This is a genomic window from Bacteroides sp., from assembly GCF_030151085.1.
Classification (GTDB): domain Bacteria; phylum Bacteroidota; class Bacteroidia; order Bacteroidales; family Bacteroidaceae; genus Bacteroides.
This window is the reverse complement of record NZ_JASLER010000056.1, coordinates 51,937-75,943: the sequence shown is the minus strand read 5'-3', so window position 1 is coordinate 75,943 and position 24,007 is coordinate 51,937. Positions and strand designations below refer to the sequence as shown.

Sequence of the window (24,007 nt, the reverse complement as noted above, 5' to 3'; positions counted from 1 at the left end):
ATTTAATAGCATGAAACGAACCTTGCAGATAACAGTTTTACTTTCTTTATTGACTGTGGGCGCCTTTGCTCAAAAAGAACCTCAAGTTTTGCCTGCCGACCAGGAAGTTTCCTTAAAGTATGGTGCCGACCGTTTAGGAAAACGTACAGATGGTGCCATGCAGCAATTTCGCGACAATAGATTGGGAGCTTTCATACATTGGGGACTTTATGCCATTCCGGCAGGAGAATGGAATGGAAAAGTGTATAATGGAGCAGCTGAATGGCTGAAAGCATGGGCCAAAGTACCTGCTGACGAATGGCTGAAACTGATGGACCAGTGGAATCCTGAAAAATTTAATGCCAAAGCGTGGGCGAAGATGGCTAAGAAGATGGGAGTGAAGTATGTGAAAATTACGACTAAACATCATGAGGGTTTTTGCTTGTGGCCGAGTAGATACAGCAAATATACAGTAGCACAAACACCTTATAAGAAAGATATATTGGGCGAATTGGTAAAAGCCTATAACGAGGAAGGCATTGATGTTCATTTCTACTTCTCGGTGATGGATTGGAGCCATCCGGATTACAGGTATGACATCAAGTCGGAAGAAGATGAAACCGCTTTTACCCGCTTCCTTGAATTTACGGACAATCAGTTGAAAGAACTTGCCACCCGTTATCCTACCGTAAAAGACTTTTGGTTTGACGGTACTTGGGATGCCAGTATCAAGAAGAACGGTTGGTGGACAGCTCATGTGGAACGGATGTTGAAGGATATGTTGCCGGGTGTGACGATTAACAGCCGCTTGCGTGCCGATGATAATGGCAAGCGGCATTTCGACAGCAACGGTCACTTGATGGGCGACTATGAATCAGGCTACGAACGCCGCCTGCCCGATCCGGTAAAAGACTTGAAGGTGACCCGTTGGGATTGGGAAGCATGTATGACTGTTCCCGAAAATCAATGGGGGTATCACAAAGATTGGTCTATAAGTTATGTGAAGACTCCTCTGGAAGTGTTGGAACGCATTGTACATGCCGTTTCTATGGGAGGAAACATGGTTGTTAACTTCGGACCGCAAGCCGACGGTGACTTTCGTTCGGAAGAGAAGGAACTGGCTGATGTTATCGGTAAGTGGATGCAGGAAAATGGTAAGTGTATTTATGGCTGTGACTATGCTGGGTGGGACAAACAGTTCTGGGGGTATTACACCCGTAAAGGTAAAGAGGTATATATGGTTGTCTTCAATCCCCCTTACTCCAAACATTTGGTTGTAAAAACGCCGAAGGGTACCAAAATCACAAAGGCAATTGTATTGAACGGGAAAGAAGTGGCATTGAAAGAAATTGCCCGTAACGAATATAATGTGGATATGCCTGCAAAAGATCCGGGTGCTCCTTTCGTTATTACGTTACAGATAGAAGAAGATGCAAGTGTTTCAGATAAATACCGTGATGCACTGACTTGATTTTTAATTGATGTCGTTTTTGTCTCTAATCTTTAAATTGAAAATTCTAACCTTTTTAATTATATGTAATTGTTATGAAGAAGTTTTTCCTTTTTACTTCTTTCTTCTTACTAGCTGTAATGCAAATTGCTGCACAGCCACACTTTGATAAAGCTGCAATAAAATCAATTATGAAACGCGTGGCAGACTGGCAGATTGCCAATCCTAACAAGGGAGCCGAACACGACGATTTAGACTGGACACATGCCGCCTTGTATATGGGTATGCTGGATTGGGCGGAATTGACAGAGAAAGAAGACTGCGATGATTCCTATTGTCAGTGGTTGCTCCGTATTGGACGACGTAATCATTTCCAAGTAGGAAAGTGGATGTATCATGCCGATTTTATTGCCGTAGGACAGCCTTTTATCGACCTTTATCTTAAATATGGCAATAAGAAGATGATTGCTCCCGTGATGGCACGTGCCAACTGGGTGGTAGAAAATCCGGCTGAAACTACTTTGGAATTGGATTATGGTAAATTGGAGACTTTGGACCGTTGGTCTTGGTGTGACGCATTATTTATGGCTCCCCCTGTATATGCTAAACTCTATGCGCTGACCAAGGATAAGAAATACTTGGATTTTTTGGATAAAGAGTATAAGGTCACTTATGATTATTTGTACGATAAGAAAGAGCATCTGTTTTATCGCGATTGTCGGTATTTTGCCAAGCATGAAGCCAATGGGGAAAAAGTGTTTTGGGGGCGTGGCAACGGTTGGGTATTGGGAGGATTGGTAGAAATCCTACAGGCACTTCCCAAAGACGAACCTTCGCGTGCCTTTTATCAAGACTTGTTTGTTACATTAGTTACTCGCGTGGCCGGTCTGCAAAGCCCCGACGGATATTGGCATGCCAGTTTGCTGGATCCGGAATCTTATCTGTCGCCTGAAACAAGTGCCACCGGTTTTATAGTCTATGCCTTAACATACGGTGTGAATACGGGATTGCTCGACAAAACGAGGTTCATGCCGGTTATCGAGAAAGGTTGGAAAGCATTGGTGGATGCGGTGGATTCTGATGGTAAACTGGGTTATGTGCAGCCGATAGGCGCTGATCCACGTAAGGTGACGAGAGATATGACCGAGGTGTATGGAGTAGGTGCTTTTCTGTTATCCGGATGCCAAATTTATAAGATGCTTGATAAATAGTAGCTTGTCTATTGATAATTATTGAAGGAAATATGGATAAATCAATTATCTGAACATGAAAAATAATACAATCTTTATATTGGTTGTTCTGTGGATGTTAGTTATGCCCGTTAAGGTGGATGCACGTGAAGTGACCTCATTCAACAGTGGTTGGGAATTTAAGAAAGGTCCGTTCTCCAAAGATGCTATGCAGACCGCACAGAAGTGGAATGCCGATTGGCAGGAAGTGGCTATCCCTCATACTTGGAATGCGGATGATATGCAAAAGAAAGTATCTGCTTTCTATGAAGGCGTAGGCTACTATCGCAAGAAGTGTACTTTCTCTGAAAGCATGGCAGGTAAACGCGTCTTTCTTCGTTTCGAAGGTGTGGGCTCGTGTGCCGAAGTTTATGTCAATGGTTACTTGGTCGGAACGCATAAGGGAGCTTATTCTGCTTTCGTATGTGAGATTGGCTCGCAAGTGAAGTTCGGTAAGGAGAACGAAATTCTAGTGAAGGCTGATAATGCTTCACGACCGGATGTTATTCCTACTAATCATATCTTGTTTGGCGTTTATGGGGGAATTTATCGTCCTGTGTGGCTTGTAATAACAGAACCTTGTAATATCGTAGTGAACGACTATGCTTCTTCCGGCGTATATATCACTCAAAAGAATGTTTCAAAGAAATCTGCCGAAGTAACTGTAAAGGTGAAAGTAGATAATGCAACGCTGGTTCCTGCTTCGATGGAACTGGAGAATGCAGTATATGATAGGAATGGCAGATTGGTGAAAAAGCATAGCCAGTCCTTTGAACTTACTCCTCAAGGCGTACAAAACTATTCCTCGTGCTTCAAACTGAGCAATCCTCATTTATGGCAGGGACGTGAAGACCCTTATCTGTATAAAGTAGTGTCTCGCCTCGTGCAGAACGGACGCGTAATAGACGAAGTCGTCCAGCCTTTGGGACTTCGCAAATATGAAGCGGTGGCAGGTAAAGGTTTTTTCCTGAATGGAAAGAAATATCCTATGTATGGTGTAACCCGTCATCAGGACTGGTGGGAGTTGGGCAGTGCTCTTACCAACAAGGAACACGATTTTGACTTGGCACAGATTATGGACATCGGTGCAACTACCGTCCGTTTTGCCCATTATCAGCAGTCCGAATACCTCTATTCGCGTTGTGATACGTTGGGACTGGTTATTTGGGCAGAGATTCCTTTCGTGAACCGTGTCACCGGACAAGAGTGGGATAATACGCATCAACAGATGCGTGAACTCGTTCGCCAAAGTTTTAACCATCCCTCTATCTACGTGTGGGGAATTCATAACGAGGTGTATCATCCGCACGGATATACTGCGGCACTTACGCAGTCTATTCACGACCTTTGCAAACTGGAAGATCCTGACCGATATACAGTGTCAGTCAACGGTTACGGTCATGCAGACCACCCCGTTAATCAGAATGCAGATATACAAGGTATGAACCGTTATTTCGGTTGGTACGAGAAAAAGATAAAGGACATCAAGCCATGGATAGAGAAGATGGAAAAAGAATACCCTTGGCAGCGCTTGATGCTGACAGAATATGGTGCGGATGCCAATATTAACCATCAGACGGAAATCCTGGGGGATGCCTTGAATTGGACCAGTCCTTTTTATCCGGAAACTTTTCAGACTAAAACGCATGAATATCAGTGGAGTATTATCGCTCAACATCCTTATATCATTGCGTCTTATCTGTGGAACATGTTTGATTTTGCAGTACCGACATCAAAAAGAGGAAGTATGGCTGCCCGTAATATGAAGGGTATGATGACTTTCGACAGAAAAATCAAAAAAGATTCCTACTTTTGGTATAAAGCGAATTGGAGCAAGGAACCTGTTCTCTATTTGACACAACGCCGGAATGCGTTGCGCGAGAAGAAAGAAACCTCTGTTACCGTCTATTCCAATATAGGCACTCCGAAGGTATATCTCAACGGACAGGATCTAGCGGACGTTCGTAAAGGCTATACTGATGTGCACTATATCTTTGATAAGGTGGTGTTAAACGAAGGTAAGAATGTCCTGAAGACAGTCGTTTCCTACCAAGGAAAAGAGTATGAAGATGAAATTGAATGGAACTATAATGGTGAATGTAACCGTGAAGCCGATTTCTTTGAACATAAAACAGAGCATGGCAGTTGGTGATGCTCACATTCGAAAAGGCGAGACATTAAAGAATAAACCGAAGTAGAATGATAAATTCTTTCTAACCTGATTAATATATAAAGTTTAATTTTTTGTTTGTATAAGCTGAGGGAGCTATTAAATGAGTGGTATGAAGACCGCAATTTAATAATTCTCTTAGCTTATACTTTATTTTATTTCACAATCGTATGATTTGGATACATTTCGTATATATAAAGTGATAAAATAAGATTTTATAGCATGCTTTCCTTACGATTATTCATTTTTATCTCATTTTTTTCTTCAATTTGTTTGGAGTTTATAAAAAAGCCCTTACCTTTGCAGCACAATAATGATAGAAAAATTTAGTTATGAATCTACATACATCTATTAACCTAGCAGTTTTGCATATTATTCGCGTCGTGGTGCTATCATCAAGAGCGTGAGAAAGGTTATGTATGTATTCGTACGTTGAAAGATAATTTATGAAGCCTTTCTCACTATAGTGGGAGAGGCTTTTTTCATTAAAAGGAGAATTATAAGATGAAACATCAGTTACGCAGTTCGTTCAGTACACAAGGTCGCCGCATGGCAGGTGCCCGCGCATTATGGACGGCTAATGGTATGAAGAAGGAACAATTGGGCAAGCCCATTATTGCTATAGTAAACTCATTTACGCAATTTGTACCCGGCCATGTGCATCTGCATGAGATAGGTCAGTTTGTGAAAGAAGAAATTGAAAAGCAAGGATGCTTTGCCGCTGAGTTCAATACGATCGCTATTGATGATGGTATTGCTATGGGACATGATGGTATGCTTTATTCATTGCCTTCGCGTGATATTATTGCCGATAGCGTAGAGTATATGGTAAATGCGCATAAAGCGGATGCTATGGTTTGCATCAGCAACTGTGACAAAATTACTCCGGGTATGCTGATGGCTGCTATGCGACTGAATATTCCTACTGTATTTGTTTCCGGTGGACCTATGGAAGCAGGCAAGTGGAAAGGGCAGCAAATTGATTTGATTGATGCCATGATTAAATCGGCTGACGAAAGTGTAAGCGATGAAGATATAGCTGAAATAGAAAGCAGTGCTTGTCCGTCTTGTGGAAGCTGTTCCGGTATGTTTACAGCAAACTCAATGAATTGTCTGAACGAGGCTCTTGGTTTGGCTTTGCCTGGAAATGGCACGATTGTAGCTACGCATGCCAATCGTAAGCAACTTTTCAAAGATGCTGCCAAACTGATTGTTGAAAATGCATATAAATATTATCAGGATGGAGATGAGAGCGTATTGCCTCGCAGCATTGCAACCCGTCAGTCTTTCTTAAATGCAATGTCACTGGATATTGCGATGGGAGGGTCTACCAATACAGTACTCCACCTGTTGGCAATTGCCCACGAAGCTGAAGCCGATTTTACGATGGATGATATAGATATGCTTTCACGTAAGTGTCCCTGTCTTTGTAAAGTGGCACCGAATACGCAGAAATATCACATACAAGATGTAAACCGTGCCGGTGGTATCATGGCTATTATGGATGAACTGGCTAAAGCCGGATTGATAGATACCACAGTAAGTCGTGTGGATGGAATGACTTTAGCGGACGCCATTAACCGCAATAGCATCACCAGCCCGAATGTAATTGAAGAAGCCATCAAAAAATATAAGAGTGCCGCAGCTAACAAATTTAATCTGGTACTCGGTTCACAAGAGATGTATTATAAAGAATTGGATACAGACCGCACTGAGGGCTGTATTCGTGACCTGGAGCATGCCTATAGCAAAGACGGTGGACTTGCCGTACTGAAAGGCAACATTGCCCAGGATGGTTGTGTTGTAAAAACCGCAGGTGTGGATGAGAGCATTTGGAAATTCACCGGACCTGCCAAAGTGTTTGATTCGCAAGAAGCTGCCTGTGAAGGTATTCTCGGAGGACGAGTCGTCAGCGGAGACGTTGTCGTCATTACGCACGAGGGTCCTAAAGGCGGTCCCGGTATGCAGGAAATGCTTTACCCGACTTCATATATCAAGTCTCGCCATTTAGGAAAGGAGTGCGCACTAATAACGGACGGACGTTTCAGTGGTGGAACCTCGGGTTTGAGTATCGGACATGTATCTCCTGAAGCCGCTGCCGGTGGTAATATCGGTAAGATTAAGGATGGCGATATTATTGAAATCAATATACCGGAGCGTTCTATCAACGTCAAACTGACAGATGAAGAACTGGCTGCCCGCCCAATGACTCCCGTTACACGTAATCGGGAAGTCTCAAAGAGTCTGAAAGCATACGCCAGCATGGTAAGCTCGGCTGATAAAGGAGCTGTAAGACTCATTGATTAATAGAGAGTATTACTTGATTGTAATTCGTAAAATGATAATGAAATGAATGATATAATAACAGGCGCAGAGGCATTGATGCGTTCGCTGGAACATCAGGGAGTAAAGACCATCTTCGGTTATCCGGGTGGCAGCATCATGCCGGTTTACGATGCTTTATTTGACCACCGGGAGAATCTGAATCATATCTTGGTTCGCCATGAACAAGGAGCTACTCATGCAGCACAAGGCTTTGCACGTGTATCGGGTGAAGTAGGTGTTTGCTTGGTAACCAGTGGGCCGGGTGCTACCAATACTGTTACAGGTATTGCCGATGCTATGATTGATAGTACTCCTATCGTAGTGATAGCATCGGCAATACCTGTAACAGTATTGCCGATGCTATGATTGATAGTACTCCTATCGTAGTGATAGCCGGTCAGGTTGGTACGAACTTCTTAGGAACCGATGCTTTTCAAGAAGTTGATTTAGTGGGTATTACACAACCTATTACGAAGTGGAGTTACCAGATTCGTCGTGCCGAAGATGTAGCTTGGGCGGTGGCTCGTGCTTTTTATATTGCAAATAGTGGACGTCCCGGTCCGGTAGTATTGGACTTTGCCAAGAATGCTCAAGTAGAGAAGACAGAATATACTCCGACTAAAGTAGACTATGTGCGTAGTTATCTTCCGGTTCCCGATATGGACCCTGAAGCTATCCAGCAAGCTGCTGATTTGATAAATAGTGCGGAACGTCCTTTAGTACTGGTTGGACAAGGTGTAGAGTTGGGCAATGCTCAGCAGGAACTCCGTTCTTTCATAGAAAAGGCGGAAATGCCGGCAGGTTGTACTCTATTGGGACTTTCGGCTTTGCCTACTGATCATCCTCTAAATAAAGGTATGCTGGGTATGCATGGTAATCTTGGCCCTAATATCAATACCAATAAGTGTGATGTTCTTATTGCGGTAGGTATGCGCTTTGACGACCGTGTAACCGGTAAACTGGCTACATACGCAACTCAGGCAAAGGTTATTCACTTCGATATAGACCCTGCGGAAATTGATAAGAATGTAAAGGCAAATGTAGCTGTTCTGGGAGATTGTAAAGATACCCTCTCTGCTGTAACCAAATTATTGAAACCTGCCAAACATCAAGAGTGGTTGGATAGTTTCCTTGCGTATGAAGCAGTGGAAGATGAAAAAGTGATTCGTCCTGAATTACATCCGGCAGGAGATATTCTGAGTATGGGTGAGGTGGTGAGTGCAGTCAGTGAAGCTACTAATAATGAAGCAATTTTGGTAACAGATGTTGGTCAAAATCAGATGATAGCAGCCCGTTACTTTAAATATACAAAAAATCGCAGTATCGTTACTTCCGGTGGTTTGGGCACTATGGGGTTCAGCCTTCCGGCTGCTATAGGAGCTACATTCGGATGTCCTGACCGTACGGTTTGCTCCTTTATGGGAGATGGTGGCTTGCAGATGAATTTGCAAGAGTTGGGCACTATTATGGAACAGAAAGCTCCGGTAAAGATGATATTGCTGAATAATAACTTCTTGGGTAATGTTCGTCAATGGCAAGCAATGTTCTTTAATGGACATTATTCGTTCACGCCTATGATGAATCCGGATTATATGAAGATAGCATCTGCATACGATATTCCGTCGCGTCGGGTAACAACACGTGATGAATTGAAAAAGGCAATTGACGAAATGATCGCTACGGATGGACCGTTCTTACTCGAGGCATGTGTAATAGAGGAAGGTAACGTATTGCCGATGACACCTCCGGGTGGTTCGGTAAACCAAATGTTACTGGAATGCTAAAGATTTAGGATTCATAAATAAAGAAGATTATGAGTGACAAGACATTATATACCATTATAGTTCATTCGGAGAACTTTGCCGGTTTGCTGAATCAGGTTACAGCTGTATTTACCCGTCGGCAAATTAATATAGAGAGTTTGAATGTATCGGCATCTTCCATCAAAGGAGTACATAAATATACTATTACTGCTTGGACGGATAAAGATACTATTGAGAAAGTGACCAAACAGATCACCAAGAAAATAGATGTACTGCAAGCCCACTATTTCACGGATGATGAGATCTATCAGCATGAGATTGCTCTTTATAAGTTGACTACACCTACACTGGAAGAAAAACCTGAAATCTCCAAGATTATTCGTAGGTACAATGCACGTATTGTAGAGGTTAATGCCGTGTTTTCCATTGTAGAAAAGAACGGTATGAGCGAAGAAATAACCAACCTCTACGAAGAACTAAGTGCATTGGATTGTGTTCTTCAATTCGTTCGTTCGGGACGTGTGGCGATAACCACCAGTTGCTTCGAACGTGTTAATGAGTATTTGGCGGATCGTGAAGCTAAATATTGTCAAAGTAAACAGCAAGAATAATGAATGAAAATAATAGAATAGGTGCTTATAAGTTTATAGCCGAACCCTTTCATGTAGACTTTACGGGACGCCTGACAATGGGTGTTCTCGGTAACCATCTGCTGAATTGTGCCGGTTTCCATGCCAGTGACCGTGGCTTTGGTATTGCTACTTTGAATGAGGATAATTATACATGGGTATTATCTCGTTTAGCTATTGAACTGGATGAGATGCCCTATCAGTACGAAGACTTCTCTATTCAAACGTGGGTGGAAAATGTATATCGTCTGTTTACGGATCGTAATTTCGCCATTATTAATAAGGATGGTAAGAAAATAGGCTATGCCCGTTCTGTATGGGCAATGATTAGCATGAATACCCGTAAACCGGCAGATTTGCTAACTTTGCATAGCGGAAGCATCGTAGACTATGTATGCGATGAACCTTGTCCTATTGAAAAGCCGTCACGTATCAAAGTTACTTCAACGACACCCGCTTCTTCATTAGAGGCTAAATATAGCGATATTGATATAAACGGGCATGTGAACAGCATCCGCTATATTGAACATATCCTTGACCTCTTCCCGATAGAAACGTACAAAGAAAAACGCATCCGTCGTTTTGAAATGGCCTACGTAGCTGAGAGTTATTATGGAGATGAACTTACTTTTTATATGGATGATGCCGGAGAAGGTGTTTTTGATGTAGAAGTGAAGAAGAATGGTAACGAGGTTGTTTGCCGTTCTAAAGTGATATTTACAGAGAAATAATATATATTAATCAATGGCGTAAGCCACTAATAAAAACTAAAACAAAAAATGGCACAATTGAATTTTGGCGGTGTTACAGAAAATGTAATGACCCGCGAAGAATTTCCTTTGGAAAAAGCACGTGAGATTTTAAAAGATGAAACAATTGCTGTAATCGGTTATGGTGTACAAGGTCCTGGACAGGCTTGTAACTTGCGTGATAATGGTTTCAATGTAATTGTAGGACAACGTCCGGGCAAGACTTATGACAAAGCAGTAGCTGACGGATGGGTTCCAGGTGAAACTTTGTTTGGCATTGAAGAAGCTTGTGAAAAGGGTTCTATCATTATGTGTTTATTGTCCGATGCAGCAGTAATGTCTGTATGGCCCACAATTAAACCTTATCTGACTCCTGGAAAAGCACTTTACTTCTCTCATGGTTTCGCTATCACTTGGAGTGATCGTACAGGAGTAGTTCCTCAAAAAGATATTGATGTAATCATGGTTGCTCCTAAAGGTTCGGGTACTTCACTTCGTACCATGTTCCTCGAAGGTCGTGGCTTGAACTCATCTTACGCTATCTATCAGGATGCTACAGGTAAGGCATTTGATAAAACGATCGCTTTAGGTATCGGTGTCGGCTCTGGCTATCTGTTTGAAACAACTTTCCAACGTGAAGCAACTTCCGATTTAACCGGTGAACGCGGTTCTTTGATGGGTGCTATTCAAGGCTTGCTGTTGGCTCAATACGAAGTACTTCGTGAAAACGGTCATACTCCTTCTGAAGCATTCAATGAAACAGTTGAAGAGTTGACTCAGTCATTAATGCCATTGTTTGCAAAGAATGGTATGGACTGGATGTATGCTAACTGCTCTACTACTGCTCAACGTGGTGCTTTGGATTGGATGACTCCGTTCCATGATGCTGTTAAACCGGTTGTTGAGAAGCTGTATGCTAGTGTAAAATCGGGTAATGAAGCTCAGATCTCTATCGATAGCAATTCTAAACCTGATTATCGTGAGAAGCTGAATGCTGAATTGAAAGCATTGCGTGAAAGCGAAATGTGGCAGACTGCTGTTACTGTTCGTAAACTTCGTCCGGAAAATAACTAAATCCAGATGTTGATTGTCCGATAGAGACAAGAATCAATAAAGAATTATCCGAATCATTTGCTGTGATGCAATGGTTCGGATTTTTTGTTTTTAATCTGTAAGTAGTATAGAAAGGAATCTTGGTATATATATACGTGACTTTTCTTTCAGATATATCTGTTTAGAAGAGGATAGTTGAAAAGATTAAGTAGGCTATTCAATGCATTTTAGGGATTTATTACCCTTTGATTTATAGTAAATGATCAGGTCATATAAAGTGTCGTTGTATATTGAATGGTAGTATGGTGTAATATGCCCAAATTGGCTATATTTGCTTTTTATGACAAAAAGTTGTTTAATGGATTTGTATTAATGAGTCTAGATATGACTAAAAGGCGGTATTAACATTTGTTATCCGTATTATTTAATGGAAATTAGATTACATTTAATAAGTTTACATAATTTTAATTTTATAATTATTATTAAATTAGTGGTGACAATTTAATATACATAGAAAAAAATACATACGTTTGTAACAATTTCAATTTTATAACCTAGCATAATATGAAACAGATGAAAAAAAGCAGTTTAGTTACGTACCTATTTGCATTAATTTTGGTGGGTTTGGTAACAGGATGTGAGAAGGATATTTATAATCCTGACAACGACAAAGGTACACTTCCTCCTAAGGAAGACTATTTTGACTTTAGCTTGAAAGGCGATGTTGCGCTGAGCGTGAACTATGGAGTTCCTGGACTTCGAGCCTTAATTGAAGTATATGATGAAAATCCTATGCTAGATTATAAGACTAAAAAAGAGGGCATTTCTCCCAAGTATGCTGCTTACACGAATATTGATGGTAGCTTTTCTGGTAAAATCAATATTCCTACCGCAATGACTGAAGCCTATTTGTATACGAATACTTTTGGGTTACCGACTTGTGTGAAGATGGAAGCTTCTGCAGACGGATTTAGCTATAACTTGACGAAAGGTGGTGCTTCCACACGTGCCATACAAGGAGGTTTGTTAACAGATAAAGTTCCCTATAAGCTGGCAAGAGGAATCAACGGCTCTGATCGTGACGATAATACATTTTCACTAACAACTTGGGATGTAAATGGTGTTGCTAATTTGAATGGTTATATTACGACTCCTACTGAACAAATCGGGGCTGCCAATGAGAAAGTTGGAACTATTAGTACGCGTGTAAGAGCTTATCTGAATAATCAGAGAGATATTGACGGCAACAAATCATTGCTTCGTGAACCGCAGCAGGTAAATATAAAAATACCTGATACCGAAAAGGACGGAGTAGGTATAAATGTTACCTTTATGGGTGAGCAGGCTGCATATTATAATACATTTGGTTATTATTATTATAAAAGCTCTACTACATTAACTCCTGGAAGTTTCTTTAATATAAAGAAGTATGTTGTTTTTCCGAATGTTGATGTTGATGGTATTATTAAAGTAGGAGATACAGCTCAATTAAAGTACATTGATGAGCAAGGTAATGTGTTGGATAAGTTTCCGGCTGGATATACAATTGGTTGGTTTGTGATTAGTAATGGTTTTGGTTCAGGTAGCGTTGGTGGCGATTATGCAGGTGCAAGAAATGGATATGTCAAAACTATAGAATCAATAGGCTATACGGTGGCTGCCGATGCATATTCTAAATACCGTATGACATGTATGTCTGATGATACAGGCAGTGATCGTCGTTTTATTTCTGCTTATGATCAGAAATCGAAGTTATATGTTGTTGGTGTTGAAGATCAAGTTAGAAATACTACTCCTGATGATTATATGGACGTAATGTTCTTGGTTCAGACATCAAAGGATTTGGGAGCTGGTGACCTTGAACCAATACCTCCTACAGATCCTAAACCTGGACAGTCTGACTTGACTATTTCTGGTACGCTTGCTTTCGAGGACATTTGGCCTGCGGGAGGTGACTATGATTTGAATGATGTAATTGTAGAATATGAACGTAAGATTTCATTTGGCGAAGATAATAAAGCGACTAAGGTAGTTGAAACCTTTAAACCGGTTCATCCGAAAGGCAGTGCTTTGCAAAATAATTTCTTTGCTTGTCAATACAAAACTATCGGTACTGTAACATCATTACCAAGTGGAATAATCCAAGAACCGGGTACTAATTCGTTTGTAATTACTGAAAGTGCATTAAATATTTCGGGTAACACTTATGTAGTAGAACGGGATTTGACTAATAAGGGGTTATCTCAAGATGATGTAATTGCTGATTTCAACCCGTATATCATTACAAAAGAATATACTACAACAAACAGAATTGAAGTGCATCTCCCTTTAAAAGATATGACTTCTGCTGCTAATTCCTCCCTTATGAATGAGACGAATGCTTATTATGTAAGTGAAGATGGTAAATATCCTTTTGCTATAGATATTCCTATTACAGGTTTTAAACCTGCAACAGAGAGAGCCAGAATTGATGCTGCAGGAGAATATCCGAATTTCAAACTATGGACGGAAGATAGAGGTACCACAAATAAAGATTGGTATAATACAGGCAAAGGAGCGAAGTAAGAACTAAACAGACGTGAAAAATAGATGTAAACTCTAACAAGGCGCTAAGTACTTGCGCCGAGGTTTCTTAAATTAATAAGAGAGGTTATTTCAAAATGTTATTTTGAGATAACCTCTTTTTCAATATATTCTATCAACTTCCGATAGAAGGCATGTTTGGCTAGAGTAGTTTTTTCACCTAAGATGACCAGTTTCATTCTTGCTCTGGTTATGGCTACGTTCATTCTTCTCAAATCATTCAGAAATCCGATCTGTCCGTCTTCATTTGCGCGAACAAGACTGATAAAAATAACATCCCGTTCTTGCCCTTGAAATCCATCCACTGTGTTTACTGTAAATAAGCTACGGTAAGGGCGAAGAGCTGCATTTGTTCTTATTTTATTTCGGAGGTATTGCACTTGTGCCTTATAAGGTGATATCAATCCGAAATCGATTCGTTCTTCTAAGATTCGACTACCTCCTATTCTTTGGATATATTCTTCTAACTCTTTCAGTAGAAGATTGGCTTCTTCTTTGTTGATACGTCCGAAAGTTTCTCCTACGAACTCTTCTTTGAAATCCATTTCCGAAGTATCAATCCAGGAAATAGGAGTATCCCAGTCTAATATGCCTCGGTGACGGACTTCAGGAGCCGCTTGAAGTTCGCCATTATAAAACCAGTCGGAAGAAAATCGCATGATTTCTTCGTGCATGCGATATTGTATTTTTAATAAAGAAACGGCGGAAGGTTTGTTAGCTACAACTTTCTCCATGAGAGTGTGTTCTAATCCTGCACGGGCGGCTTCATGGCATTTGATAGTAGGCGGAAGTTGACAATGGTCGCCGGCCAATATAACTCTGTCCGCCTTGCGGATGGCTATCCAGCAGGCAGCTTCAAGAGCTTGGGCAGCTTCATCTATAAAGAGAGTTCCAAAGCGACGACCATTTAGTATGCGGTGATTACTGCTTACTAACGTTGAGGCTATGACATGGGCGCTATCAAAGAGATCGGCATTGATCTGTATCTCCAAAGCCGTAGCACGATCCCTCAAACGGCTCATACGACTACGGATTCCCTCCCGTTCATCATAGCTGCCACGACGTCCACGACCACCAAGCTGGCGAAGCTCTTTGCGTATATTCCATAACTCGGGATAGAGCGGGTGACCTTCAAATCTTCGCTCGTAAGTAAAAGATAGCATTTTATCATTAACACGAGTTGGGTTTCCTATGCGCAAAACATTGACACCCCGGTCCACTAACTTCTCTGAAATCCAGTCGACGGCTGTATTACTTTGAGCGCAAACCAATACTTGTGGTTCACGGTGTAGCGTTTCATAAATGGCTTCTACAAGAGTTGTGGTTTTTCCTGTACCTGGAGGGCCGTGCACTATGGCTACGTCACGTGTACATAATACTTTATTTACAGCTGACTCTTGCGTAGAGTTCAGCCAAGGGAAACGTACCGGGTATAACTCTCGAAATCCCGCTTTTACGGTTCCTAAAAGAATATCCCGAAGCTCACCGAGCCGATTCCCCTTTGCTCGTAGCACATCTTCCAGTGCCTCGAACATGGTACGATAAGAAGTCTCGTCGAAGTAAAGTTGCACACCAAGATTTTCGGTTTCTTGTACTTCCATGATTGCACTGGCACTGGGCATAACCACCGCCATACGAGCTTCGTCGGCATAACTGACGGTAGCTGTAAAATTCATGTAACTTATCTTTCCATCTGCCGATTGGCGGAAAAAACAGACGGGACGTCCGAACTCAAAATTATGTTCTATATCAGTATCTTCGGTGCGTGTAATTTCTATTACTAATTGATTCAGAGAATTATAGTAACTTCGTCCGGCAGTGGCAGGATACCAACAAAGTCCCCGTTTCACTTTTCGAGCGACACCCATATTTTCTGTTTGTCGTTTGAATTCCTCCTTTTCGTATTCATATTCCATACGTAACAGGAGTTGTTGCTGTTGGAGGTGCAGAATGGGGCTGTTTGAATCTTGTTCTTTCATGCTTACAAAGGTAGTTATTCTTCGCTTTTGCGGGAAGAAATAGTTTATTTTGTTAAACCTTTCTTCACTTTTATTTGTTCATAATATTAAATTGTAACGTTTACAACTTCAAAATTAAAAAAAATATAAGTGGCTATGGTGTATGATTTAACAATGCTCAAAGCATTCTATGCAGCTTATGCAGAGAAAATTAAGCATGTGCGGACTGTTTTACAACGCCCGTTGACATTAGCAGAGAAAATTTTGTATGCTCATTTGTATAATGAGAAAGAAGTGAAAAACTACAAGCGAGGAGAAGATTATGTAAACTTCCGTCCCGACCGTGTAGCTATGCAGGATGCCACTGCACAGATGGCATTACTTCAATTTATGAATGCAGGGCGTGAGAAAGTAGCAGTACCTTCTACCGTGCACTGCGACCATTTGATTCAAGCTTACAAAGGCGCATCGGAAGATATTGCTACGGCTAACAAAACCAATGAAGAGGTTTATAATTTTCTTCGCGACGTATCTTCTCGTTATGGTATTGGCTTTTGGCAACCCGGTGCAGGCATCATTCATCAGGTGGTTTTGGAAAACTACGCTTTCCCCGGTGGCATGATGGTAGGAACCGATTCGCATACGCCGAATGCTGGTGGACTGGGTATGGTTGCCATTGGTGTAGGTGGTGCCGATGCAGTAGATGTAATGACTGGCATGGAATGGGAATTGAAGATGCCCAAGCTGATTGGTGTCCGCCTTACAGGTAAGTTGAGTGGTTGGGCTGCTCCGAAAGATGTAATTTTGAAGCTTGCCGGTATCTTGACTGTAAAGGGTGGAACAAATGCTATTATTGAATATTTTGGACCGGGAACTGCTTCCTTGTCGGCAACGGGTAAAGCTACCATTTGTAATATGGGTGCGGAAGTAGGTGCAACCACCTCTTTATTCCCCTACGACGAGCGTATGGCTGTTTATCTGAAGTCTACAGGCAGAGAAGAAGTAGTGGCGATGGCCGATACTATTGCTGCTAATCTTTGTGCAGATGACGAAGTGGTAGCCGCCCCTGAGGAGTACTATGATAGAGTGATTGACATTGACCTCTCTTTGCTTGAACCTTATATTAATGGCCCGTTTACTCCAGATGCTGCCACACCGATCTCTAAATTTGCAGAGAAGGTAATTATGAATGGCTATCCTCGTAAAATGGAAGTTGGTTTGATAGGTTCTTGTACCAATTCTTCCTATCAAGACCTGAGTCGTGCCGCTTCTCTTGCCCGCCAGGTAAAGGAGAAAAAACTGTCTGTTTCCGGTGCATTGATTGTCAATCCGGGTTCGGAACAAATACGTGCAACCGCCGAACGTGATGGTATGATTGGAGCCTTCGAAGACATTGGAGCCACTATCATGGCAAATGCTTGTGGTCCTTGTATTGGTCAATGGAAACGTTGCATGGATAATCCGGAACGTAAAAACTCTATTGTTACTTCATTTAACCGTAATTTTGCCAAACGTGCGGACGGTAATCCCAATACATACGCATACGTAGCATCTCCTGAGTTGACAATGGCACTCACCATTGCCGGTGACCTTTGTTTTAATCCATTGAGAGATACCTTGATAAATCATAACGGTGAACGGGTGAAGCTTTCCGAACCGGTTGGTGAAGAATTGCCATCGCACGGATTTATTCATGGAAATATGGGCTACGTTGCTCCTGATGGTGCAAAAGCAGAAATTACGGTTAATCCGCATTCCGAACGTTTGCAACTTCTGGCTCCTTTCCCGGCTTGGGAAGGTACTGATTTGCTGAATATGCCTTTGTTGATTAAGACACAGGGCAAATGTACTACCGATCATATCTCGATGGCAGGTCCATGGCTTCGTTTCCGTGGACATCTGGAAAATATCTCAGATAATATGTTGATGGGTGCAGTGAATGCTTTTAATGGGGAGACCAATAAAGTATGGAACCGCTCCACTAATACCTACGGCACCGTTTCAGGTACTGCGAAATTGTATAAATCGGAAGGCGTACCTTCCATCGTAGTTGCCGAAGAGAATTATGGCGAAGGTTCCAGCCGTGAACATGCAGCTATGGAACCGCGATTCCTGAATGTACGAGTGATCTTGGCTAAAAGCTTTGCCCGTATTCATGAAACGAACCTGAAGAAACAAGGCATGTTGGCTCTTACCTTTATTAATAAGGAAGATTATGATAAGATACAGGAACACGATCTGCTTTCCGTTATCGGATTGATGAATTTTGTTCCTGGAAAAAATCTGGAAGTGGTGCTTCACCATGAAGACGGTACCAAAGAAAGCTTCCCGGTACAACATACTTATAACGAACAGCAGATAGGTTGGTTCCGTGCCGGCTCTGCACTTAATGCACGATAAAAATGGAAAAAATTACTGTACCTTTTATCACAGGCGATGGAGTAGGAGCTGAAGTAACTCCATCCATGCAGGCTGTTGTCAATGCAGCTCTCAAAAAAGCTTATAATGACAAACGTAGTATAGAATGGAAAGAAGTGCTCGCAGGAGAACGTGCTTTCAATGAAACTGGCTCTTGGCTTCCGGAAGAAACCATGGAAGCTTTCCGTACTTATAAAGTAGGTATCAAGGGTCCTTTGACAACTCCTATCGGAGGTGGTATCCGTTCTTTGAACGTGGCTCTGCGCCAGACTCTCGATTTGTATGTTTGTCAGCGTCCGGTGCGCTGGTATAAAGGCATCGTGTCTCCGATAAAAGAACCGCAGAAAGTGAATATGTGTGTATTTCGTGAGAATACAGAAGATATTTATGCCGGAATAGAATGGGAAGCAGGTACTCCGGAAGCTGAGAAGTTCTACCGCTTTCTGCATGATGAGATGGGAGTGACTAAAGTTCGTTTCCCAGAATCATCCTCCTTTGGTGTGAAGCCCGTCTCCCGGGAAGGAACAGAACGTCTGGTACGTTCCGCCTGTGAGTATGCGCTCGAACATAAATTGCCTTCCGTCACTTTAGTGCATAAAGGGAATATCATGAAGTTCACCGAAGGTGGTTTCAAGAAATGGGGTTATGAATTGGCCGAACGTGAGTTTGGCAAAGAAATAGCCGAAGGTCGTCTGGTCATCAAAGACTGCATTGCCGACGCTTTCTTGCAAAACACATTGCTCATCCCCGAAGACTACTCCGTAATCGCTACATTGAACCTGAATGGTGATTATATTTCCGACCAATTGGCGGCTATGGTAGGTGGTATCGGTATTGCTCCCGGTGCAAATATCAACTATAAAACAAGACATGCCATTTTTGAAGCGACTCATGGTACTGCACCTAACATTGCAGGGAAAAATATAGTGAATCCCTGTTCTATTATTCTTTCTGCCGTTATGATGTTGGAGTTCTTCGGTTGGAAAGAGGCTGCGTCGTTGATTGAAAACGCATTGGAACACAGCTTTATGGACGCTCGTGCTACAGCCGACTTGGCTCGTTTTATGCCTGGTGGCGTTTCTCTGTCCACTTCTGCTTTTACCCGCGAAATTGTGGAAAGAATTGAAAAGTAAAGAATAACGATTTAAACGAATTTATTATGAAGAAAGAGTATTTGATTTACAAGCTTTCTGAAGATTTGAAAGAAGCTTCCCGGATTGAAAATGAGCTGTTCAAGAAGTTTGATGTGAAGCGTGGTTTGCGCAATGAGGATGGAACAGGTGTATTGGTTGGACTGACAAAAGTTGGTAATGTAGTGGGCTATGAACGTATTCCCGGTGGAGGCTTGAAACCCATTCCCGGTAAGTTGTTCTATCGTAACTATGATTTGGAAGACTTGGTGCATGCCACCATTAAAGAAAAACGTTTCGGATTTGAAGAGGTAGCCTATCTTTTGCTTTCAGGCCGCTTACCCGATAAAGAAGAATTGTCTTCTTTCCTGGAACTGATAAACGACAATATGCCGTTGGAACAGAAGACAAAGATGAACATCATCGAACTCGAAGGAAACAATATCATGAACATTCTGGCACGCAGTGTACTCGAAATGTATCGCTTTGACTCGAATGCAGACGATACTTCCCGTGATAACCTGATGCGTCAAAGTATAGAGCTGATTTCAAAGTTCCCCACTATCATTGCATACGCTTATAATATGCTACGTCATGCTACTCATGGACGTTCGTTACATATCCGCCATCCACAGGAGAACCTCTCTATTGCCGAGAATTTCCTTTATATGTTGAAGAAGGATTTTACCGAACTGGATGCCCGTACACTTGATTTGCTATTAGTACTTCAGGCAGAACATGGTGGTGGTAATAACTCTACTTTTACCGTACGTGTAACTTCTTCTACCGGAACAGATACCTATTCTTCTATCGCAGCGGGTATCGGTTCATTGAAGGGCCCGCTTCATGGAGGTGCAAACATTCAGGTTGCTGATATGTTCCATCATTTGCAGGAGAATATTCAGGACTGGACGAGTGTGGAAGAAATTGATACTTATTTTACCCGCATGCTGAACAAGGAGGTTTATAACAAGACTGGATTGATTTATGGTATTGGGCATGCTGTTTATACAATTTCCGATCCGCGTGCTATCCTGTTGAAGGAATTGGCTCGTGATCTTGCTCGTGAAAAAGGTAAAGTACGTGAATTTGCCTTCCTCGAACTGCTGGAAGAACGTGCAATCGAAGTCTTCGGACGCGTAAAGAATAACGGAAAGACCGTATCTAGCAACGTTGATTTTTATTCAGGCTTTGTTTATGAAATGATTGGTCTGCCACAGGAAATTTTCACTCCGTTATTTGCCATGGCACGTATTGTAGGATGGTGTGCACATCGCAATGAAGAATTGACTTTCGAAGGCAAGCGTATTATTCGTCCGGCCTATAAGAACGTCTTGGAAGAGACCCCATACATACCTATCAAGAAGAGGTAATCATTAAGCTTTTAAGTAACTAAAGTTAAGAGGCATTGCTGCGATGGTTAAGTAACCGGAAGGCAATGCCTTATTCGTTCCATCATGGAGAAAGTTTCTTTCCACCACGGTGTACATTTCTTTCCACCACGGTGGAACGAAATGTACACCGTGGTGGAAAGAATAAATATTGGTACCCATCTTCCTTAATCTTCGTAGGCTTTTTTCTTAATTATCGCAGGGCGGCGGGTTAATATTCACAGGTTTTCCTTATATTTGTGGTACTTAAATAAAAAGCTATGAATCAAGAGTATTTTCATTTCTTATTATGGATAATGGGTGCAGTGGCATTCTTTGTATTTATTGCACTCTATTTTGTCAAAGCAGGCTATGGAATGTTCCGCACTTCTTCGTGGGGATTTTCTATTAATAATAAACTGGCTTGGATGCTCATGGAAGCTCCTGTATTTATTATCATGTTTTGGCTATGGGGGAAGAGTGGAGTAGGATTTTCTTTACCCGTATATTTCTTTTTCCTACTTTTCCAGTTGCATTATCTCCAGCGTGCGTTTATTTTCCCATTCATATTGAAGGGGAATAGCCGGATGCCGGTAGCGATTATGTCGATGGGGATTTTATTCAATGTATTGAATGGAATTATGCAAGCAGGCGGATTGTTCTATTTTGCTCCGGAAGGATTATACGCTGCCGGAGCTGCCTATCTGTTAAAACCTCATACATTAATAGGTGTATCCCTGTTTTTTCTCGGTATGGGTATAAATCTCCATTCCGACCACGTGATACGCCATCTTCGTAAACCGGGAGATACGAAACATTATTTGCCGGCAAGCGGATTATACCGATATGTCACTTCTGCCAACTATTTCGGTGAGTTGGTAGAGTGGACTGGTTTTGCTATTCTTACGTCTTCTACCGCAGCTTGGGTGTTTGTGTGGTGGACGTTTGCTAATCTTGTTCCCCGTGCCAATGCTATTTACCATCGTTATCGGGAAGAATTTGGGGCAGAAGCAGTAGGAAAACGTAAACGTATAATACCATTTATATATTAAAGAAGATAGGATGGAATCTAAATTATTTACACCGGTCACTCTGGGTCCATTGACTTTGCGGAATCGTACGATTCGTTCAGCAGCCTTTGAGAGCATGTGTCCGGGAAATGTACCTTCGGATATGCTACTCGACTATCACCGTTCGGTAGCGGCAGGAGGTGTGGGAATGACTACTATTGCATACGCAGCGGTTACACAAAGTGGATTATCTTTTGATCGTCAGTTGTGGATGCGTCCCGAAATCATACCGGGGCTGCGGCGTATAACGGATGCTGTACATGCCGAAGGTGCCGCTGCAGGTATTCAATTAGGCCATTGTGGTAATATGTCGCATAAAAGTATTTGCGGTTGTACACCAGTGGGAGCAAGTGGTGGCTTCAATCTTTATTCCCCGACGTTTGTCCGCGGGCTCCGTGCGGATGAACTACCGGGTTTGGCACGGGCATACGGAGATTCGGTAAATCTTGCCCGTGAAGCCGGCTTTGACTCTGTGGAAATACATGCAGGACATGGCTATCTTATCAGCCAGTTCCTTTCTCCATCCACCAATCATCGTAAAGATGAATTCGGTGGTTCTTTGGAAAACCGGATGCGCTTTATGGATATGGTAATGGATGAGGTGATGAAGGCTGCCGGAAGCGATATGGCTGTGTTAGTGAAGATGAATATGCGTGATGGTTTTCGTGGCGGTATGGAGATGGATGAGGCTATGCAGGTAGCGATGCGTTTGCAGCAATCCGGTGCCCATGCATTAGTGTTGAGCGGGGGTTTTGTAAGTAAAGCACCCATGTATGTAATGCGGGGAGAAATGCCTATTGCTTCCATGACTCACTATATGAAGTGCTGGTGGTTGAAGTATGGAGTACGCATGGTAGGAAAGTGGATGATACCCAGCGTACCTTTTAAGGAAGCCTATTTCTTGGAAGATGCGCTGAAATTTCGTGCTGCATTAAAAATGCCATTAGTTTATGTAGGCGGACTTGTTTCGCGTGAGAAGATCGACGAAGTGCTGGACGATGGCTTCGAAGCCGTACAGATGGCTCGTGCATTACTTAATGAACCTGGTTTTGTTAATCGTTTGCGTTTGGAAGAAGACGCTCGTTGTAATTGTAAACACAGTAATTATTGCATAGCCCGCATGTATTCTATAGAGATGGCTTGTCATCAGCATCTGAAAGAAGAATTGCCGGCGTGCTTGAGAAAAGAAGTGGAGAGGATTGAAGCCCAAGGCTGATATACTCTTATTTTTTAATTATTAATTTTGAATAAGTGAAACTTGCTATCATAACTGGTGCTGATGGGGGAATGGGCACGGAAATTACGCGTGCTGTGGCTATGGCCGGCTATCGGATTATAATGGCTTGCTATCGTCCTCAAAAGGCAGAGGCGGTAAGGCAAATGTTAATCCGTGAAACGGGTAACTCATCTTTGGAAGTTTTAGGAATAGATATGTCTTCATTATCTTCCGTTGCATCTTTTGCAGATACCATTATAAAGCGTGAGGAGCGGTTAGACCTGCTGATGAATAATGCAGGTACTATGGAAACCGAACGACGTGTGACTGAAGATGGACTGGAACGGACAGTTAGCGTAAATTATGTAGGTCCTTATTTGCTTACCCGTAAACTGCTGCCATTAATGGGTGTGGGAAGCCGTATTGTAAATATGGTATCGTGCACATACGCTGTGGGACGTATTGATTTACCTGATTTCTTTCTGTATGGAAAGAAAGGTCGTTTTTGGCGTATTCCAATTTACAGCAATACAAAATTGGCGTTGACTCTGTTTACCATTGATCTAGCGAATCGAACTCGAAATCAGGGAATTATTGTTAATGCGGCGGACCCGGGAATAGTATCAACTAATATCATCCGAATGAAGATGTGGTTTGATCCGTTGACGGATATTCTGTTCCGTCCGTTTATCCGTACTCCTCACCAAGGGGCGGAAACGGCAATTAGTTTACTATTGGATGAGGATGCAGGGAAGCGTACCGGAACCCTGAATGTAAGTTGCCGGGTTAAACGACTATCTGAGAAATACCTCCGGCATGTAAAGATGAAGGAGCTGTGGAATGAAACAGAGAGAATTGTAGCAAAATGGATGTAATAAAAGAAGGCGTGGATATTTGTGTATCCGCGCCTTTCTA

16 protein-coding genes and 1 pseudogene are annotated in these 24,007 nt (G+C 42.1%); 15 read left to right on the top strand and 2 right to left on the bottom strand.

The window, feature by feature from the left end:
* The first annotated feature begins 10 nt into the window (after positions 1-10).
* The 9 genes and pseudogenes from Q1W14_RS11215 (at position 11) to Q1W14_RS11175 (ending at position 13,912) form a co-directional block, all read left to right on the top strand.
* Positions 11-1,450, top strand: coding sequence for an alpha-L-fucosidase (locus Q1W14_RS11215; protein ID WP_300701759.1), 1,440 nt, complete (start codon positions 11-13; stop codon positions 1,448-1,450).
* Positions 1,451-1,524: 74 nt separating this feature from the next.
* Positions 1,525-2,640, top strand: a complete 1,116-nt coding sequence (locus tag Q1W14_RS11210) for a glycoside hydrolase family 88 protein (RefSeq protein WP_300701494.1) — start codon at positions 1,525-1,527, stop codon at positions 2,638-2,640.
* Positions 2,641-2,695: 55 nt separating this feature from the next.
* Positions 2,696-4,810 (top strand): glycoside hydrolase family 2 TIM barrel-domain containing protein, encoded by a 2,115-nt coding sequence (locus Q1W14_RS11205; RefSeq protein WP_300701492.1) that lies wholly within the window; start codon positions 2,696-2,698, stop codon positions 4,808-4,810.
* 522 nt (positions 4,811-5,332) lie between these two features.
* On the top strand, positions 5,333-7,135 hold the full coding sequence (ilvD, locus tag Q1W14_RS11200) for a dihydroxy-acid dehydratase (protein ID WP_300701491.1): 1,803 nt from the start codon (positions 5,333-5,335) through the stop codon (positions 7,133-7,135).
* Positions 7,136-7,177: 42 nt separating this feature from the next.
* A pseudogene (locus Q1W14_RS11195) lies at positions 7,178-8,937 on the top strand (thiamine pyrophosphate-dependent enzyme).
* A 29-nt stretch (positions 8,938-8,966) separates the two neighbouring features.
* On the top strand, positions 8,967-9,527 hold the full coding sequence (ilvN, locus tag Q1W14_RS11190) for an acetolactate synthase small subunit (RefSeq protein ID WP_300701489.1): 561 nt from the start codon (positions 8,967-8,969) through the stop codon (positions 9,525-9,527).
* Positions 9,527-10,276 carry an acyl-ACP thioesterase domain-containing protein gene (locus Q1W14_RS11185; protein WP_300701487.1) on the top strand — a complete coding sequence of 250 codons (750 nt, stop codon included), beginning with the start codon at positions 9,527-9,529 and terminating at the stop codon, positions 10,274-10,276. Before ilvN ends, Q1W14_RS11185 begins: the two co-directional genes overlap by 1 nt.
* Before the next feature lie 48 nt (positions 10,277-10,324).
* A complete protein-coding gene (gene ilvC / locus Q1W14_RS11180; protein WP_300701485.1) occupies positions 10,325-11,368 on the top strand; it encodes a ketol-acid reductoisomerase in 1,044 nt (347 codons plus the stop codon).
* A 543-nt stretch (positions 11,369-11,911) separates the two neighbouring features.
* On the top strand, positions 11,912-13,912 hold the full coding sequence (locus tag Q1W14_RS11175) for an LruC domain-containing protein (protein ID WP_300701483.1): 2,001 nt from the start codon (positions 11,912-11,914) through the stop codon (positions 13,910-13,912).
* 98 nt (positions 13,913-14,010) lie between these two features.
* On the opposite strand, the gene Q1W14_RS11170 is transcribed toward Q1W14_RS11175, so the two are convergent.
* Positions 14,011-15,909, bottom strand: a complete 1,899-nt coding sequence (locus Q1W14_RS11170) for an AAA domain-containing protein (RefSeq protein ID WP_300701481.1) — start codon at positions 15,907-15,909, stop codon at positions 14,011-14,013.
* 135 nt (positions 15,910-16,044) lie between these two features.
* On the opposite strand from Q1W14_RS11170, the gene Q1W14_RS11165 reads away from it, so the two are divergent.
* The 3 genes from Q1W14_RS11165 to Q1W14_RS11155 are packed head-to-tail and all read left to right on the top strand — an operon-like array spanning position 16,045 to position 20,809.
* Positions 16,045-18,288 (top strand): aconitate hydratase, encoded by a 2,244-nt coding sequence (locus tag Q1W14_RS11165; protein WP_300701480.1) that lies wholly within the window; start codon positions 16,045-16,047, stop codon positions 18,286-18,288.
* Between the two features lie 2 nt (positions 18,289-18,290).
* Complete coding sequence (icd, locus tag Q1W14_RS11160) at positions 18,291-19,439, top strand: NADP-dependent isocitrate dehydrogenase (protein WP_300701479.1); 1,149 nt, start codon at positions 18,291-18,293, stop codon at positions 19,437-19,439.
* A 26-nt stretch (positions 19,440-19,465) separates the two neighbouring features.
* On the top strand, positions 19,466-20,809 hold the full coding sequence (locus Q1W14_RS11155) for a citrate/2-methylcitrate synthase (protein ID WP_300701478.1): 1,344 nt from the start codon (positions 19,466-19,468) through the stop codon (positions 20,807-20,809).
* Positions 20,810-20,812: 3 nt separating this feature from the next.
* Here the strand turns inward: Q1W14_RS11155 and Q1W14_RS11150 are convergent, their stop codons facing one another.
* A complete protein-coding gene (locus tag Q1W14_RS11150; RefSeq protein WP_300701477.1) occupies positions 20,813-20,989 on the bottom strand; it encodes a hypothetical protein in 177 nt (58 codons plus the stop codon).
* Between the two features lie 98 nt (positions 20,990-21,087).
* On the opposite strand from Q1W14_RS11150, the gene Q1W14_RS11145 reads away from it, so the two are divergent.
* The 3 genes from Q1W14_RS11145 to Q1W14_RS11135 are packed head-to-tail and all read left to right on the top strand — an operon-like array spanning position 21,088 to position 23,967.
* A complete protein-coding gene (locus Q1W14_RS11145; protein WP_300701476.1) occupies positions 21,088-21,858 on the top strand; it encodes a DUF1295 domain-containing protein in 771 nt (256 codons plus the stop codon).
* A gap of 10 nt (positions 21,859-21,868) precedes the next feature.
* Positions 21,869-23,092 (top strand): NADH:flavin oxidoreductase, encoded by a 1,224-nt coding sequence (locus tag Q1W14_RS11140; RefSeq protein WP_300701475.1) that lies wholly within the window; start codon positions 21,869-21,871, stop codon positions 23,090-23,092.
* 35 nt (positions 23,093-23,127) lie between these two features.
* Complete coding sequence (locus Q1W14_RS11135) at positions 23,128-23,967, top strand: SDR family oxidoreductase (protein ID WP_300701474.1); 840 nt, start codon at positions 23,128-23,130, stop codon at positions 23,965-23,967.
* The last annotated feature ends 40 nt before the right edge of the window (positions 23,968-24,007 follow it).